This is a genomic window from Streptomyces sp. SLBN-8D4 (genome assembly GCF_049739545.1).
GTDB classification, from domain to species: Bacteria; Actinomycetota; Actinomycetes; order Streptomycetales; family Streptomycetaceae; genus Streptomyces; species Streptomyces canus_C.
Genome location: NZ_JBMGQC010000001.1, coordinates 660,602 through 677,202 on the forward strand (window position 1 = coordinate 660,602; position 16,601 = coordinate 677,202).

Here is a 16,601-nt window from a genome sequence, read left to right on the forward strand (position 1 = left end):
GGCATCCCGCTCCGACCCCCACCCGCCTGACCTGCCACGTCACCCTTCTCCTCGCCCCTCGCGTCCTTCCTGGCGCACCGCTCGGATGGTGTGGAGGGTGGCCTGCCGGGTGCCGCCGCACACCGACCCGCGCACTACGCCGTCCGCACCCGCAGCGCGGTCGTGGACCAGACGAGGGCCGGGGTGAGGCGGGTCGGCGGGGGCCATCCGTTGATGAGGGCGCGGAGTTCCAAATAGCGGTCCCTGCGCGGATCGTGGGCGGATTCCAGACGGGTCAGCAGATGGCGGCGCAGGGCCATGTCGTCGAGGCGGTCCAGGGTGCGGGCGCAGTGGGCGGTAAGTGCCGTGACGACGGGGTCGGCCTCGGGCGACTCCGGCGCGATCCCCGCGTCGAGGGCGGGTTCCGCGTGGTCCCGGGCCAGGGCCACGACGTCGGGGCGCGGCGGCATGAAGGTATCCGAGCGGTAGGCCTGAGCGGCGCGCCGCAGGCACGCGCGGAAGTCCGGGTCGTGGGTGAGTTCGGCCAGCTCGATCCACGCCTCCAGCTGTTCTTCCGTGGGCCGGTCGGGGAGTTCCGGGGTCATGGAGCGGCGGGCGGCCGCGCTGCCGGGGTCCGGGAACACGGCGTCGAGAAAGTCATCGACCAGGCGTCGGCGTTCGGCCTCGGACAGTCGGGCCAGCTCGTGCATGCGGTGGGTCTCCTCGGGTGTGGGCCTGCGTCGCGCCACGGCGGTCAGTACGGCCCGTCTCAGCCGCAGGATGCCGATCTGGGCGTCCAGCGCCGCGGCGTGCTGAGCGGCGACCTCGTCGAGGGCCAGTTCACGGTCGAGGATCTGCCGGATCGCGGCGAGACCGAGGCCGAGTTCGCGCAGCGTCCGGACGAAGGCGAGCCGGGCGACGGCCTCGGGGCCGTAGCGGCGGTAGCCGGCGTGGGTGCGGTCTGCGGGGGTCACGATGCCCTCGTCGGAGTAGAAACGGATCGTCTTCACCGTCAGCCCGGTCTGCCGGGCCAGGTCACCGATCGAGTGGAAGGTGCCGCCGTCGTCCATGGCCTCATCCTGCGGTCTCCCCTTGCGGGAGACTCAACCCGGCGCACGCGAAGGAAGGGGCAGGGGGCGCGAGTCACCCGTCACCGGTCGGCGCCACCCGGGCCTGCGCCGCCGCCGCGTGCCGACGGCATAAGCTCGACGGATGGCGAAGTACTTCGACGTGCACCCCGACAACCCGCAACCCCGCACCATCTCCCAGATCGCCGAGAGCATCCGGTCGGACGCGCTGATCGCGTATCCGACGGACTCCTGTTACGCGCTCGGGTGCCGGCTGGGCAGCCGTGACGGCATCGACCGGATCCGGACCATCCGTCATCTGGACGACCGGCACCACTTCACTCTCGTCTGCCAGGACTTCGCGCAGCTCGGCCAGTTCGTACGGGTCGACAAGGACGTGTTCCGCGCGATCAAGGCGTCGACGCCCGGCAGTTACACCTTCATCCTCCCGGCGACGAAGGAGGTGCCGCGCATGCTCCAGCACCCGAAGAAGAAAACGGTCGGCGTGCGCATCCCCGACCATGTCGTCACCCAGGCGCTGCTCGCCGAGCTCGGGGAACCGCTGCTGTCGAGCACCCTGCTCCTGCCCGACGAGGAGGAGCCGATGACCCAGGGCTGGGAGATCAAGGACCGTCTCGACCACGTCCTGGACGGCGTCGTCGACTCGGGCGACTGCGGCACCGAACCGACGACGGTGATCGACTTCTCGGGCGGCGAGGCGGAGATCGTGCGACACGGTGCGGGTGACACCAGCAGGTTCGAGTAAAGCGGCTCTCAAGTGCGAGGGGGCCACGGAGGCCAGTTGGATGGTGCGTGCAACGATGTCGCCGGCCCGGTTCCGCCACCGGGTCGGCGACCTGCTCGCCGTCGCACGCGCAGAGAGGCAACCCCCATGACCTCCGTACAGGGAACCGCCGTCGACATCCCCACCGAGGACGGCGTCGCCGACGCCTATCTGGCCCACCCGGGCGACGGTGCGCCCCGGCCGGCCGTTCTGCTCTTCCAGGACGCCTTCGGGCTGCGCCCCCAGCTGAGGTCCATGGCCGACCGGCTCGCCGAGGCCGGCTACACGGTCCTCGTCCCCAACGTCTTCTACCGGCACGGGCGCGCGCCGGTCTTCGAGCTGCCCGACTTCATCGACCCCGACGCGCGGCCGGAGATCTTCGAGAAGATCGTGCCGGTCATGCAGGTACTGACGCCCGAGCTCGCGATGCGGGACGCCGGGGCGTATCTGCGCTGGCTGGCCGACCGCCCCGAGGCCACCGACGGTCCGGTCGCTCTCACCGGTTACTGCATGGGCGCACGGCTGTCCCTGCTCACCGCAGGCACGTATCCGGAGCGGGTGGCCGCGGCGGCCGGTTTCCACGGTGGGCGCCTGGCGACCGACGCTCCGGACAGCCCGCACCTGGTGGCCGGGCGCATCACCGCCGAGCTGTACTTCGGTCACGCCGACGGCGACCCGTCGCTGCCTCCCGAGCAGATCGAGCGGCTCGCCAACGCGCTCACCGAGGCCGGGGTCCGCCACCGGTGCGAGGTCTACGACGGCGCCCCCCACGGTTTCACTCAGGCCGACACCGCCGCGTACCACCGCGAGGGCGACGAGCGGCACTGGGCCGCGCTGCTCGACCTGCTCAAGCGCACGTTCTAGGAACGCTTCGGTGCGGCCCCAGTCCATCGGCTGTCGACCAGGGCCGTACCTTCGTCACACCTGGAAGCACCATCACTTTGTGTTACCGTTTAACGTTTGCGCGCTCATGACTTCCTGCCGGGCCTTCCTCGGTACGTCTCCTCTGCGGAAGGCTCTGCATGGACCACCCCGACCACCTTGACGCAGCGGGCCCTGCCCTTTCCTTCGCGGATCTGGCACTCCCGGCCGAGGTGCTGCGCACCCTCACCGAACACGGGGTGAGCGAGCCCTTCCCGATCCAGGCGGCCACGCTGCCCGATGCCCTCGCGGGACGCGACGTCCTGGGGCGCGGGCGCACCGGATCGGGCAAGACGCTCGCGTTCGGCCTGCCGCTGCTCGTCCGGACGGCCGGGCAGCGCGCGGAGGCGAAGCAGCCCCTCGCACTGATCCTGGTGCCCACCCGGGAGCTCGCCCAGCAGGTCGGCGAGGCACTGGCGCCGTACGCCGAAGCGCTCGGGCTGCGGATGGCAGCGGTCGTCGGCGGCATGTCGATCGGCCGGCAGATCGCCGCGCTGCGGGACGGGGCCGAGGTCGTCGTGGCCACCCCCGGCCGGCTGCACGACCTCGTCGAGCGCAAGGCCTGCCGCCTGGGTCGGGTGCGGATCACCGTCCTCGACGAGGCCGACCAGATGTGCAACCTGGGCTTCCTGCCGCAGGTCACGGAGGTTCTCGACCAGGTGCGGCCCGAGGGCCAGCGGATGCTGTTCTCGGCCACCCTGGACCGCGATGTGGACCAGTTGGTCAGCCGCTACCTCCACGACCCCGTCGTCCACTCGGTCGACCCGTCCGCGGGCGCCGTCACGACGATGGATCACCATGTCCTGGTCGTCCACGGCCCCGACCGGTACGCCGTCACGACGGAGATCGCCGCCCGAGACGGCCGCGTACTGCTGTTCCTGGACACCAAGCACGGAGTCGACCAACTCACCCGGCATCTGCGGGGCAGCGGAGTGCACGCCGCGGCCCTGCACAGCGGCAAGTCCCAGCCGCAGCGCACCCGCACTCTCGCCCAGTTCAAGAGCGGGCAGGTCACCGTCCTGGTCGCCACCAACGTCGCCGCGCGTGGCCTGCACGTCGACGACCTGGACCTCGTGGTGAACGTCGATCCGCCCACCGACGCCAAGGACTACCTGCACCGCGCGGGCCGAACCGCCCGGGCGGGTGAGTCGGGACGGGTCGTCACCCTGGTGCTGTCGGGCCAGCGCCGCGAGACGAGCCGCGTGATGGCCGAGGCCGGCATCGAGCCGACCGTCACCAAGGTGCGCTCGGGCGAGGCGGAGCTGAGCCGGATCACCGGGGCCAAGGCCCCCTCCGGCACCGCGCTCGACGGCGGGCCCGCCGTGCCCCGGCCCAAGAACACCAACGCGCCCTTCCGCGGGCTGGGCACCAGCAAGGACGCCTCCCGCGGCACCGGCGGCAAGTCCCGCAAGTCCGGTGAGGCCCGCAAGCTCGCCGAGGCCCGGAGAGCGGCCCAGGTACGTCGCGGCGGCTGACACCCCTCCCCGCTCCGGGACGTCCTGGCTGCGCCGGAGCATGTCCCGGCCGACCGGAGTTCCCGAACAGGAATTCCCGAACAGGCAGGCGAGCGGCGGGTGTTCGGACATAGGTTGTGGCGTGCACGATCGACGCCTCGGCTGAAGGACGGACCCGCCTCATGCCCGAACCGGTGACGACGCCCGAGCCAACAGACCATCCGGAGATCGACACCTCGGTGCCGCACTCCGCACGCATCTGGAACTACTGGCTCGGCGGGACGGACAACTACCTCGTCGACCAAGCGGCCGGCGACGCCTACACCGCCGTCTTCCCCGGCATCGTCACGATCGCCCGCGGCAGCCGCGCCTTCCTGCGTCGCACCATCACCTATCTGGTCTCCGAGGCGGGCATACGGCAGTTCCTCGACGTCGGCACCGGTCTGCCGACCGCTCAGAACACCCACGAGGTCGCGCAGGGGATCGCCCCCGACGCCCGGATCGTCCACGTCGACAACGACCCGATGGTCCTGGCCCACGCCCGCGCCCTGCTCACCTCCACCCCCGAGGGCGCCACCGCCTACATCGAGGCCGACGCGACGGACCCGGACCGTATCCTCGCGGCCGCCGCCGAGACCCTGGACCTGGGCCGACCGGTCGCGCTCATCCTGAGCAACATCCTGGGACACGTCGCCGACCACGAGCAGGCCCGCTCGATCGTCACCCGGCTGATGGGCGCCCTGCCCTCGGGCAGTCACCTCTGCCTCAACGACGGCTCGCTCGGCGTCGACCCGGTCTTCGAGCAGGCCCAGGACGCCTACAACAACAGCGGCGCCGTCCCGTACGTCCTGCGCACCGTCGACGACATCATCCGCTTCTTCGACGGCCTGGAACTCGTCGACCCCGGCGTCGTCCCGGTCACCCGGTGGCGTCCGGATCACGGCTCACCCACCCCGGAAGTGGCCGAGCACGGCGGTCTGGCCCGCAAGCCGTGACGGGAAGAGACGGCGACCGGAGCCCATGACGAGGCCCGGCTCGGCGTGGCGAAAATCCCCGACGAGTACGGCCGGGCCGGGGCACCATGTGCCGGATGCGCTCTCACTTCCTCGGCATACCGGAGTTGACGCGGACTCCCGCCGTCGCCGTCGTCATCGATGTCCTCCGCGCGTTCTCGGTGGCCGCATGGGCCTTCGCCGGGGGCGCCGAGAAGATCGTCCTGGCCTCCTCGGAGGACGAGGCCCTGGAGCTGAAGGCCCGTCACCCGGGCTGGCTGGCCCTCAAGGACGGTGCGCCCGCACCCGGTTTCGACGCGTTCAACTCCCCGGCCGCACTGGCGAGACACGACCTCCCCGGCCGCACGATCGTGCAGAAGACGACCTCGGGGACCGTGGGCGCCCTGGCGGTGGCCGACGCCCGGCTGCTGCTGTGCGCGAGTTTCGTCGTGGCCGGCGCGACCGCGCGGCTTCTGCGGGAGCGCGGCGCGCAGGAGGTGACGTTCGTCGTCACCGGCGAGGAGGGACGGGCCGAGGAGGATCGCGCGTGCGCCGAGTACATCGGGCGGCGCGTGGACTCCGCCGAGGTGGACGCGGAACCGTATCTCCGCCGTGCGCGCGAGTCCCGCTGGGCGGCCGAGCTGGCGCAGGGTGCGCGGCGCGGGCTGCCAGGGGTCCACCGGGACGACGTCCGCCTCTGCCTGGAGGCCGACCGGTTTCCGTTCGCCATGGTCGCGCGTCGCGAAGGCGCCCTGATGGCGCTGCGGCCGGTGCCCGCCCCGCCCGGGTGACACCGGACCGATGACTTCGGCGTCCGCTCAAGGTCTTCCTCGCATACGACTTCCGCAGAACGGATGTGATGACCGTGCCGAACAGTTCCGCATACGCCAAGGTCAACGGCCTGGAGATGTACTACGAGACCCACGGCGCCGCTTCCGGGCAAGGCCGCCCGCTGGTGCTGCTGCACGGCGGTGCCCTCACGGTTCCTCTGACCTTCTCCGCCGTACTGCCCACGCTGGCCGCCGACCGGGCCGTCGTGGCTCCCGAACTGCAGGGGCACGGCCACACCGCCGACACCGACCGTGAGATGACGGTGCCGGATCTGGCCTCGGACGTCGTGGCACTGCTCGACGAACTCGGCATTCGGCAGGCCGACTTCCTCGGGTTCAGCCTCGGCGGCCTGACCGCGCTGGAGATCGCCGTCCGGCACCCGGAGCGCGTGGGACGGCTCGCGCTCGCCGCCACCATGTACACCCAGGACGGGGTGCACGACGAGGTCCGCGTCCCGGACTACGGCTCGCCCCGGCTGCCCAGCCAGGACGACTTCCAGGAGATGGCCGACGCCTACGCGGTCACCGCACCCCACCCCGAGCACTTCCAGGACTTCCTCGCCAAGGTCTCGGCCGCCGCGCACGCCCCGCTGCCCTGGACCGCCGACGACCTGCGCGGGCTGCGGGTGCCCACCCTGCTGATCGTCGGCGACGGCGACTTCGTACGCGTGGAGCACGCGGCGGAGATGCAACAGCTGATCCCCGAGGCCCAGTTGGCCGTCCTTCCGGCCACCACCCACATGACCCTCATGCAGCGGACGTCCCTGTTGCTGCCCCTCCTGGGCGAGTTCTTCGCGTGCCGCACCGGCAGGTAGGTCGGCAGAACGGCCTTACGCCAAGCCGCCGTTGCTCTTCAGCAGCTGCCCGTTGACCCACTGCCCCTCCCGTGAGCACAGGAAGTCCACCAGGTGGGCGGTGCCCTGCGGGGTGCCGAGGCGGCCGAGCGGTGTGGCGTCGAGGCAGTGCGCGCGGACCTCCTCGCTCATCCAACCGGTGTCGACGGGGCCAGGGTTGACGGCGTTGGCGGTCACGCCGAGGTGGGCGAGCTCGTGGGCGGCGACCAGGGTGATGCGGTCCATGGCCCCCTTGCTCGCCCCGTAGGACAGGTTCCCGACGGTGTGGTCGCTGGTGAGGCCGACGATCCGCCCGGTGCCGCGCTCCGCGCTGAAGCGCCGAACTCACGGATGAGCAGCCAGGTCGCGCGTGTGTTGACGGCGAAGTGCCGGTCGAAGCTCTCGACGGTGGTGTCGAGCAGGCCCGAGTCGACCGACTCGCAGTGGCTCAGCACCAGCGCGGTGACGGGGCCGAGCCGTCGCTCCGCCTCGTCGAAGGCCCGGGCCGGCCTCTCGGGGTCGGCGAGGTCCGCCTCGATGGCGGCGGTGGCCGCGCCCAGCTCGGACAGGCTCGCCTCGATCGTCCTGGCCGCGCCGGGCTCGGCGCCCCAGACCATGCGGGCGTCGTACGGGTTCCAGTAGGTGAACGCGATGTCTCACCCCGAGGCCGGCGACCGCCGCGCGATCCCGGCGCCGATGTCGAGCGGGATCACCCGCACCGCCGGAATGCTGAAAAGTGCCCAACTGCGGCACACCCGCGAGGTCCTGGAGCGCACTTGGCCGGAACTCGCCCCCATATGACTAAAGTTCAACATCGCACTGCATGAGTTCACCGCTTACCCTCGGTAATGCCTTGCTTTACCCGTTTCCCAGCCGTCACTCTTCCTCCACAACCGGCCAGACCCTGGGGGGAGTTGGCTTATGGAAGGCACGGTCGACGGGTTCCGCTACGGTGCGGTGACCCCGGTCGCCGCCTATCTCATGGCGTGCCTCGGAGGGGCCCTGGGACTGCGCTGCATCGTGCGCACCCTGCTCAGCGCCCAGTCGTGGAAGGCGGGCTGGCTGGCGCTCGGCGCCGCCTCCATCGGCTGCGGCATCTGGACGATGCACTTCATCGCCATGATCGGTTTCCAGGTCGTGGAGACCCGGATCCGCTACGACGCCGGGCTCACGGTCCTCAGCCTCGCCGTGGCCGTCGTCGTCGTGGGCATCGGCGTGTTCATCGTCGGCTATCGCGGCGCCAGCCCCCTGAACCTGTTCTTCGCGGGCGCGGTCACCGGCCTCGGCGTGGCCGCGATGCACTACCTGGGCATGGCGGCACTGCACCTCAACGGGACGATCCGGTACGACGCGGCCGTCGTCGCGCTCTCCGTGGTCATCGCGATCGTCGCGGCGACCGCGGCACTGTGGGCGGCCGTCACCATCCGCGGTTTCCTGACGAGCCTCGGGGCCAGCCTGATCATGGGCGTGGCCGTGACGGGGATGCACTACACGGGCATGGCCGCGGTCAGCGTCCATGTGCACGACGGGACCGGCGGGTCGTGGGCCGGTGGTTCACCCTCCTCGCTGCTGCTGCCCATGCTCCTGGGACCGGCGATCTTTCTGCTGCTGGCCGGAGTGGTGGTCATGTTCGACCCGCTTCTGGTGCTCGGCGACGGCGACTGGAACCGGACCTCCGCCTCGACCGCGCACATCGCACCGCCGTCAGACCCGCCCTTCGAGGATCAGGAGCCCAGGGTGATCCACGCCCGCGCACCGCAGGATCCGCACTGGGCCGCACCGCACGGCCGGCAGCGGTGAGGGGACTGCCGTAGGCCCTCCCCCTTCCTGGCCGGTTCCAGATCGTTGTTACGGTGCACCGGTGTCTGACTCCTCACGCGATACAGCCGAGGGCGCCGGCTGGGGCTCCACCCGACTCGGCGAGTACAAGCGGCTGATGCCGCCCAAGGCCGAGAGGATCTCGTGGCTGAACCCGAGGACGCTGTGGGGCGCCCGCAACGGCGTGCTCGCCTCCTGGTTCGGGGACCCCACGGGCCGTACCCGAAGCCGCTGGGTCGCCCAGCGCGCGGCGGCCGGCGCCCCCGCCGACAAGGTGATCCGGCGTGCCGACCCGGAGCGGTTCTCGTTCATGGTCATCGGCGACACCGGCGAGGGCGACGATCCCCAATACGCCGTCGTGCCGGGGTTTCTGAGAATGAGTCAGGACACTCGGTTCGCGGTCGTCGCCAGTGATGTGATCTACCCGGTGGGCAGCGCGGACGACTACGGCACGAAGTTCTTCCGGCCCTACCAGGACTATCCGGCGCCGATCTACGCGATACCCGGCAACCACGACTGGTACGAGGATCTCGGCGCCTTCATGCGCGTCTTCTGCGACGACGCCCCGCCCCTGGACCCCGAGCCGGCGCCCCGCCCCCTGACCCGCGCCTGGTTGCGTTCCGTGCTGTGGCACCGACCGCACGCGAACAACGGTCAACACCTCGACAAGGCACGCCGGTTGCGCGCGGACCCCATCCAACAGGCCGTCCAGCCGGGCCCGTACTGGGCCGTCGACTCCGGACCGTTGCGGATCATCGGCATAGACACCGGGCTGCTCGGCTCCCTCGACGCCGAACAGGGCGCCTGGCTGCGCGAGGTCTCCCGGGGCCCGCGCCCGAAGATCCTCATCACGGGTTCGCCCCTGTACGTGGACGGCGAGCACCACCCGTGCGCCATCGAGGGCGGCGGCACGGTCGACGACATCGTGCGCGACCCGGAGCACCACTACGTCGCGGCGATAGGCGGCGACATCCACAACTACCAGCGCTATCCGGTCGACGTGGACGGCCGCACCATCCAGTACGTCGTCTCGGGCGGCGGTGGCGCGTTCATGCACGCCACGCACACCATCCCGCACGTCTCCGTCGCGAACGTCACCGAGAAGGACTTCCGCTGCTATCCGCTGCGCGGCGACTCCCTGGCCTTCTACAGCAGGCTCTACGGGCGCCGGCTGCACCTGCGCCGCTTCTTCACCCTCACCGAGGCCGAGGCCACCGCGGTGATCGCCGAGCGCCTCGGTATCCCGCCCACGCGTGTTCCGGGCGGGGCGCCGCGCATCACGTTCCGCACCCGTCTGGTCGCCGGTCTCCTGGGCGCAGGCGGCCGGCCCGACCGCACCGCGCGGTTCCGCCTCCCCGTGCGCAAGATCTACACACAGCTGTTCTCGCCGAGCTCGGCGACGTACAGCCCGCCGTTCTTCAAGTGCTTCCTGCGGCTCGACGTCACCCCCGAGGCGGTGCGCCTGCGCTGCTTCGCGGCCACCGGCAACCTGGCCCAGGAGATCGACCCGCCGGTCGAGGACGAGGTGACCATTCCCCTTACCCGATCTTGACCCGCGGGGCCCGGCGATCGGGAACATCACGCGAGAGGGCCGAGTTGGCACTTCCGTACTACTTGATACGTCAAACAACTCGGAGGAGCCCGTGCCGCCGACCCCCCGCCCCCTGCGCAAGCTGGGCTTCCTGACCATCGGCCTGTTCGACGAGGCGGATCCGCGGCGCGGCCACGAGTCCACGCTGGAGATCATCGAGCTGGGCGAGCGGCTCGGCTTCGACAGCGCGTGGCTGCGCCACCGGCATCTCCAGTACGGCATCTCGTCCCCCGTCGCCGTGATGGCGGCGGCCTCGCAGCGCACCAGCCGGATCGAGCTCGGCACGGCGGTGATCCCGCTCGGCTGGGAGAATCCGCTGCGGCTGGCCGAGGACCTGGCGACCGTGGACATCCTGTCCGGCGGCCGGGTCAACCCCGGCGTGAGCGTGGGCCCGCCGATGCGCTTCGACGAGGTCAAGGGGGCGCTGTACCCGGACACGGCCGACGTCGAGGACTTCTCCTACGAGCGGGTGCGGCGGCTGCTGGACCTCGTGCGGGGCGAACCTGCCGGCGACTTCAGCGGGGTGCAGGGTTTCGAGGTCTTCTCGGACCGGGTCCAGCCGCACTCCCCCGGCCTCGGCCGACGTCTCTGGTACGGCGGCGGCAGTCTCAGCTCCGCGCGCTGGGCCGGCGAGCACGGCATGAACTTCCTGACCAGCAGCGTGGTCAAGGCGGAGGACCGGGAGGGCCCGTACGACTTCGCGGAGATCCAGCTGTCACACATCCGCGCCTTCCGTGCCGCCCACCCGGACGGCGACGAGGCCCGCGTGTCCCAGGGGCTCGTCGTCATCCCCACCGACTCGGCCTCACCGGAGCAGCGCGCCAAGTACGAGGAGTACGCGGCCCGGCGCACCCCCCGCACCGCGTCACCGCAGGGACCCGCACGGTTGATGTTCGCGCCGGACATCGTCGGCACGTCGGCGGAGATCGCCGAACAACTCCACGCGCACGCCGCGTTCCGTGAGGTGGACGAGGTGGCGTTCGCCCTGCCGTTCACCTTCGACCACGAGGACTACGTCCAGATCCTCACCGACATGGCGGCCAAGCTGGGTCCGGCACTGGGATGGCGACCGGGCGCGTAACTCTGCGTGCCGCCTGCCGCCGGAGACGGCAGCCATTCCGTCCCGGGCTTGCTGTCACACACCCGCACCAGGGCCGGCCGCACGGCACGCGGCCCTGCACGGCCCCGGCGTGGAGGAGCTCGCCATGCCACGCGGTGCACGCCGTCGCCGCCCACGGGGTCGGGCGGTGACGGCCCGGGTGTCCAGAACACCGACAGCAGTGGCGAGCCACGGTGTGGTCACCAGGCCGGATTCACATGCGCCGCACACGCCGCCACCGCGCACTCGGCCGGGGCGACGACCCGGATGTTCAGAACGCCGGCCGCAGCGGCGGGCCGCGGCGAGGCCACCAGGCCCGATCCACCGGCCACCGCGCCCGCCGGCGCCGCAAACCGGCCCAGAGCGACGGCCCGCGCAGCCCGAACATCGACCGCAGAGGCCGGCAGCGGGTCTGGTGCCCCAGACAGGCCGCACACCAGCAAGCGACGCGGCCACAACTCCAGCCGCTGAGGAAGCCGTACATTCAGCCGTCCGGGCAGACCGGGCCGTCGGCACCCCGCCCTGGCCTGACCAGCACCCTTCCCGAGCCCCTTCCACGCCCCGGTCCGCCGACCCACCGACCCGCCAGGGCCACATCCCCGACGCCCCGCAGACCGCAGACTCGGCGCCCCACCCACGCCACCCCCTCAGCAGCTCGACCGCTCCAACCCATTGCCTCCCCCCGCCCGGCCCACCTCACCTCACCAGCGCCCCACCCCACTCCCAGTGATCCCCTCCGACCGCTCCCCGTCCACCCCCACCGGCACATCCCCCGCCAACATCACCCGGTGCATGGTCCGAGGAAATCCGAGGTGGGCGTTGTCGGCGGGGGCCAGGTGAATGGTTGCGCGGTTGTCCCAGAAGGCCACACTGCCCGGCTCCCAGCGGAAGCGGACCGTGTACTCGGGCCTGACCGCCTGTTCGAGGAGCATGTCCAGGATCGCCCGGCTCTCCGCGCGGGAGAGGTCGGCGATCTGCTCGACGTAGTAGCCGTTGACGTAGAGGATCCGCTCCCCGGTCTCGGGATGGACCCGCACCAGCGGGTGCAGGGAGGCCACCTGGTGGTCCAGGAGGTGGCGGACGTAGGCGTCGTCGCCCGGCCGGGGCTGGTAGCCGACGCCGAGCCGGTGCTCCACGCGCAGGCCGTCGACGAACTCCCGCACCGGAGCGGACAGTCCGGCGTAGGCGGCCGCGAGGTTGGACCAGGTGGTGTCGCCGCCGTACGGAGGGACGGTCTCGGCGCGCAGAATCGTCGCCGCGGGCGGGTCGACGCGGGCGCCGTGGTCGCAGTGCCAGCCGCGCAGCAGGGTGTGCCGTCGGCGTTGCAGCCACTCCTCGTGCTCCATGCCGAACTTCTCGCCCAGTTCCAGTCGGTCCGCGGTCGTCTCGACCTCCGGGAACTCCGCGGGCGAGGCGCTGCCGCGCTTGCGCAGGACGACGGGCTCGCCGAACCTCCGGGCGAACGCGACGTGCCCGGCGTGGTCGAGCTTCTGGCCCCGGAAGAACACCACCTTCCAGCGCAGCACCGCGGCGCGGATAGCGGCGACCACCCGGTCGTCGAGGTCGCCGGCCAGGTCGACACCGGTGATCTCGGCTCCGATGTGCCCGGCCACCGGGTTCACCTCGATGCCCGCGCCCTGCTCCGCCGTGCTGCCGTCCGTCGTCATGCGTGCTCCGTTGATCGCCGGAATCCGTCCGAAGTCCGTGCCCCTTCGGGCACGTCACCCATGGTTGACTGCCCAGCGTGGCCGTTCCGTCAACTCCCCAGGATCCGGGTGGCCGACTGGGCGAGCTTCCCCTTCGAGTGCGACGGCGACTGCGAGGGCGGGGGCGGGGGCGGGGGCGACCTCCGGGTCAGGCCCCTGCGGCCACCGGTGCTCCCAGAGTCCGTCCGCTCCGGCGAGGACGTCCCCGAGGGATGCCACACCTGCCGCACAGCGGTGACGGAGGCTCTCTGGGCCGACGACCACTGGCGGCTCGACGCGGTCGGCACCGAGTCCTGGCCGCCGGCGGTCGCAAAGCTGCAGCCCCGGCGGCCACTACGACCACGCGACCTGCCCGCCGAGCAGACGGTCGAGTTCGGCCCCCTCCTCACTCCGTCGGCGCCGGACCCACCGAGCCGCGGCCGACCACCGGGCAGGCGAGGCGTCGCACGGTGGGGGGCGGTGTGCGGCCGGTGTCGATGGTGTCGAGGAGGAGACGGGTGGCGGCCTCTCCCATCTCCCGGTGCGGCAGCGCGACGGTGGTGAGGGGCGGGAACAGGTGGGCGGCCATGTGCTCCTGGTCGTCGTAGCCCACCACCGGCAGTTCGCCGGGCACCGTGATGCCGAGACGTGCCGCGCAGTGCAGGGCGCCCGCCGCGACCCGGTCGTTGTAGCAGAAGATCCCGGTCGGACGCTGCTCGGCGGGGACACCGTCGAGCAGGCGGGTCGCGCCCTGGTAGCCGCTGGAGATCTCGCCGCCGGTGCGCACGACCCACTCCTTGGGCAGGTTGACGCCCTCCGCGCGCAGGGCGTCCCTGAAGCCGCGGAGCCGTTCGACGGAGGCGATGTCCTGCTCCCCTCCGACCAGCGCGATCCTGCGGTGCCCCTGCTCCAGGAGCAACCGGGCCGCCGTACGGCCGCCGGCCCGCTCGGCGGGGACCACGCACGGCAGGGAGTCGTCGTCGGGCAGGCAGTTGGCAAGGACTGAGTGGGTGCGGTGCAGTCCTTCGGGGACGCGGACGCGGCGCAGGGACATGGCAGCGTAGATGATCCCGTCCACGCGCCGGTCGAGGAGTTCGGCGACGGCCGCGTCCTCCTTGGCGCGGTCGCCGCCGGAGTCGACGGTGAGGACGAGGTGGTCGCTGTCCCAGGCCGTCTCCATGGCGCCGCGCAGCAGCCGGCCGGCGAAGGGCGAGGAGGCGATCTCGTCGGTGACCAGGCCGATCACGGCCGTACGGCGGCTGCGCAGGCCGCGGGCGACGGGGTCGGGACGGTAGCCGAGCTGGGCGGCCGCCTGCCGGATGCGTTCCTGGGTGGCGGGCGAGAGGTTTCCTTCGGCGCGGCCGTTGAACACGAAGGAGACGGCGGTGTGCGACACACCGGCGAGCCGGGCGACATCCCGTGACGTGGGGCGCCCTGATCCCGCCGACCGCTTCTCCTCGGTGCCGTCCATACCGTCCGCCGACCTCGTCCCCGCCCGTCCGGTTGATCATTGCTCACGCTATCCGTGAGGCTGGGGGGACGACACAGTCAAGGGAAGGTCCGCACGTGATCAGCATCCCGGCGCACACGCTCAACGACGGTACGAAGATCCCCGCCATCGGTCTGGGCACCTGGCCGATGGACGACGCCGAGGCGGAGCGGGCCGTCGCCGCCGCCCTGGAGAGCGGCTACCGGCTCGTCGACACGGCGACGAACTACCGGAACGAGACCGGTGTCGGCCGCGGTGTGGCCGCCGCCGGCGTCCCGCGCGAGGAGATCCTCGTGACGACGAAGCTGCCCGGCCGCCATCACGGCTACGAGGAGACCCTGGCCTCCTTCGAGGAGTCCCGCGCCCGTCTCGGCCTGGAGTACGTGGACCTGTATCTGATCCACTGGCCGCTCCCCCGCGTCGACAAGTACGTCGACTCGTGGAAGGCAATGATCAAACTCCGCGAGGACGGACTCGTACGGTCCATCGGGGTCTCCAACTTCATCCCCGCGCACATCGAGCGGCTGGAGAAGGAGACCGGGGTCCTGCCGTCCGTCAACCAGATCGAGCTGCACCCCTTGTTCCCGCAGGACGAGCTGCGTGCCTTCCACGCCGGCAAGGGCATCGTCACCGAGAGCTGGAGCCCGCTGGGCCGGGGCTCGGACCTCCTGGAAGATCCGGCGGTGGCACGTGCCGCCGAGGCGCACGGGGTCACGCCCGGCCAGGTGATCCTGCGCTGGCACGTCCAGCTCAGCGCCCTGCCCATCCCGAAGTCCGGCGACCCCGAGCGGCAGCGCGCCAACCTCGACGTGTTCGGCTTCGAGCTGAGCGAGGCCGAGATGGCCGCGATCGGCGACCGTGAGCACCGGCGCCTCGGCGGGGACCCGGAGGTGCACGAGGAGTTCTGAACACCCGGAGGGGTACCCGGGAGGCTCCGAAAGGAGCCCAGGTGAGTGAGCGACTGAGGGACTACCACGGCAAGCGGGACTTCGGACGGACCCGCGAGCCGGAAGGGCGGCAGGCCCGCACGGATGCCGCGCCCCGGTTCGTCGTCCAGATCCACGACGCGAGCACGATGCACTTCGACTTCCGGCTCCAGGTCGGCGGCGTGCTGAAGTCCTGGTCGATCCCGAAGGGCCCCTCCGACGTGCCCAAGGACAAACGCCTCGCGGTGCCGACGGAGGACCATCCGCTGGAGTACGAGGCCACATGGTTACGCACACTCAACAACCTTTCACGGCCAGAAGTTGGCAACCCCTGAGCCACGACCGCCAGGGGCGTCCCGTCGACTTCGCCGAGTCGCTGGAGCGCGGGCACGCCACGTTCCGGCTGCACGGGACGAAGCTGCGCGGCCGGTACGCGCTCACCCGCTTCCGTGAGGACAACTGGCTGCTGGTGAAGACCGCCGAGGCCCGGGCGCGCGGACACGGCACCCCGAATCCGCGCCGCGCACGGTCGGTCCGGACCGGCCGGACCCTGGCGCAGGTCGCCGCCGAGGAGAACTGAGCGGGAAGATCCGCCGAACACCGCCCCGGCCACCCGTGCGGGCCTCTATGTTCACAGCGACGTCCACCGCGACACGTCGTCGCTCACGCTCATGAGCCAGGAGGCCTTCCGTATGCGCATCGCGCTCCGTACCGCCGTATCCGGCGCGCTCGTCACCGCCACCGTCTTCGCCGGCGGCACCGCACAGGCGACCCCGCCGGGCCCCGGTGTGGTCGGCACGCTGATCGCCCAGAAGACCGTGGGCGACACCGACTACGTCCTCAGGGAGATCACCGTCCCGCCGGGCCAGGCGACCGGCTGGCACTACCACGACGGACCCGTCTACGGGTACGTCAAGCAGGGCACCCTCAGCCACTACCACCCCGACTGCGCCAGTGACGGCGTCTACCGGCAGGGCACCGTGGTGCGCGAGCCGGGCGGCCCCGGCGACGTCCATCTCGGCCGCAACGAAGGGGACACCCCGCTCGTCCTGGAGGTGCTGTACGTGCTCCCGCACGGCTCGCCGTACTCGGAGGACGTGCCGAACCCCGGCTGCTCCTTCCAGTGAGCGCGG

Annotated in this window: 15 protein-coding genes and 2 pseudogenes; 13 read left to right on the top strand and 4 right to left on the bottom strand. The window is 71.5% G+C overall.

Annotated elements, in window-relative coordinates; translation table 11 throughout:
- Positions 1-134: 134 nt before the first annotated feature.
- Complete coding sequence (locus RKD20_RS02945) at positions 135-1,049, bottom strand: MerR family transcriptional regulator (protein WP_424876240.1); 915 nt, start codon at positions 1,047-1,049, stop codon at positions 135-137.
- A gap of 142 nt (positions 1,050-1,191) precedes the next feature.
- Here RKD20_RS02945 and RKD20_RS02950 point away from each other — a divergent pair, with 142 nt between their 5' ends.
- From RKD20_RS02950 to RKD20_RS02975, 6 genes are all read left to right on the top strand, one after another.
- Positions 1,192-1,812 carry an L-threonylcarbamoyladenylate synthase gene (locus tag RKD20_RS02950; RefSeq protein ID WP_020120131.1) on the top strand — a complete coding sequence of 207 codons (621 nt, stop codon included), beginning with the start codon at positions 1,192-1,194 and terminating at the stop codon, positions 1,810-1,812.
- 126 nt (positions 1,813-1,938) lie between these two features.
- On the top strand, positions 1,939-2,694 hold the full coding sequence (locus RKD20_RS02955; protein WP_424876241.1) for a dienelactone hydrolase family protein: 756 nt from the start codon (positions 1,939-1,941) through the stop codon (positions 2,692-2,694).
- Positions 2,695-2,852: 158 nt separating this feature from the next.
- Positions 2,853-4,226 carry a DEAD/DEAH box helicase gene (locus RKD20_RS02960; RefSeq protein ID WP_424876242.1) on the top strand — a complete coding sequence of 458 codons (1,374 nt, stop codon included), beginning with the start codon at positions 2,853-2,855 and terminating at the stop codon, positions 4,224-4,226.
- A gap of 161 nt (positions 4,227-4,387) precedes the next feature.
- Entirely contained in the window at positions 4,388-5,200 is an 813-nt protein-coding gene (locus RKD20_RS02965) for an SAM-dependent methyltransferase (protein WP_424876243.1), read from the top strand.
- 95 nt (positions 5,201-5,295) lie between these two features.
- Entirely contained in the window at positions 5,296-5,988 is a 693-nt protein-coding gene (locus RKD20_RS02970) for a 2-phosphosulfolactate phosphatase (RefSeq protein ID WP_424876244.1), read from the top strand.
- 68 nt (positions 5,989-6,056) lie between these two features.
- Positions 6,057-6,842, top strand: a complete 786-nt coding sequence (locus tag RKD20_RS02975) for an alpha/beta fold hydrolase (RefSeq protein WP_424876245.1) — start codon at positions 6,057-6,059, stop codon at positions 6,840-6,842.
- Between the two features lie 15 nt (positions 6,843-6,857).
- On the opposite strand, the pseudogene RKD20_RS02980 reads toward RKD20_RS02975, so the two are convergent.
- Positions 6,858-7,558, bottom strand: a pseudogene (locus RKD20_RS02980) (SDR family oxidoreductase); the annotation flags it as partial.
- On the opposite strand from RKD20_RS02980, the gene RKD20_RS02985 reads away from it, so the two are divergent.
- From RKD20_RS02985 to RKD20_RS03000, 4 genes are all read left to right on the top strand, one after another.
- Positions 7,512-7,661, top strand: a complete 150-nt coding sequence (locus RKD20_RS02985) for a hypothetical protein (RefSeq protein WP_424883499.1) — start codon at positions 7,512-7,514, stop codon at positions 7,659-7,661. The pseudogene RKD20_RS02980 and the gene RKD20_RS02985 overlap by 47 nt on opposite strands.
- A gap of 120 nt (positions 7,662-7,781) precedes the next feature.
- Positions 7,782-8,660: an MHYT domain-containing protein gene (locus tag RKD20_RS02990; RefSeq protein ID WP_424876246.1), complete on the top strand. Its 879-nt coding sequence runs from the start codon at positions 7,782-7,784 to the stop codon at positions 8,658-8,660.
- Positions 8,661-8,721: 61 nt separating this feature from the next.
- The gene (locus RKD20_RS02995; RefSeq protein WP_424876247.1) at positions 8,722-10,230 is read left to right on the top strand and encodes a metallophosphoesterase family protein; all 1,509 of its coding nucleotides are present in this window, start codon (positions 8,722-8,724) and stop codon (positions 10,228-10,230) included.
- A 91-nt stretch (positions 10,231-10,321) separates the two neighbouring features.
- Positions 10,322-11,350, top strand: a complete 1,029-nt coding sequence (locus RKD20_RS03000) for an LLM class flavin-dependent oxidoreductase (RefSeq protein WP_424876248.1) — start codon at positions 10,322-10,324, stop codon at positions 11,348-11,350.
- A gap of 719 nt (positions 11,351-12,069) precedes the next feature.
- Here RKD20_RS03000 and RKD20_RS03005 read toward each other — a convergent pair.
- Both RKD20_RS03005 and RKD20_RS03010 read right to left on the bottom strand, forming a co-directional pair.
- Positions 12,070-13,035 (bottom strand): TauD/TfdA dioxygenase family protein, encoded by a 966-nt coding sequence (locus RKD20_RS03005; protein ID WP_424876249.1) that lies wholly within the window; start codon positions 13,033-13,035, stop codon positions 12,070-12,072.
- A gap of 424 nt (positions 13,036-13,459) precedes the next feature.
- The gene (locus RKD20_RS03010; protein ID WP_424876250.1) at positions 13,460-14,524 is read right to left on the bottom strand and encodes a LacI family DNA-binding transcriptional regulator; all 1,065 of its coding nucleotides are present in this window, start codon (positions 14,522-14,524) and stop codon (positions 13,460-13,462) included.
- Positions 14,525-14,619: 95 nt separating this feature from the next.
- Here RKD20_RS03010 and RKD20_RS03015 point away from each other — a divergent pair, with 95 nt between their 5' ends.
- From RKD20_RS03015 to RKD20_RS03025, 3 genes and pseudogenes are all read left to right on the top strand, one after another.
- Entirely contained in the window at positions 14,620-15,450 is an 831-nt protein-coding gene (locus tag RKD20_RS03015) for an aldo/keto reductase (RefSeq protein WP_424876251.1), read from the top strand.
- A 41-nt stretch (positions 15,451-15,491) separates the two neighbouring features.
- Positions 15,492-16,048, top strand: a pseudogene (locus RKD20_RS03020) (DNA polymerase ligase N-terminal domain-containing protein).
- Between the two features lie 112 nt (positions 16,049-16,160).
- A complete protein-coding gene (locus tag RKD20_RS03025) occupies positions 16,161-16,595 on the top strand; it encodes a cupin domain-containing protein (protein WP_424883130.1) in 435 nt (144 codons plus the stop codon).
- The last annotated feature ends 6 nt before the right edge of the window (positions 16,596-16,601 follow it).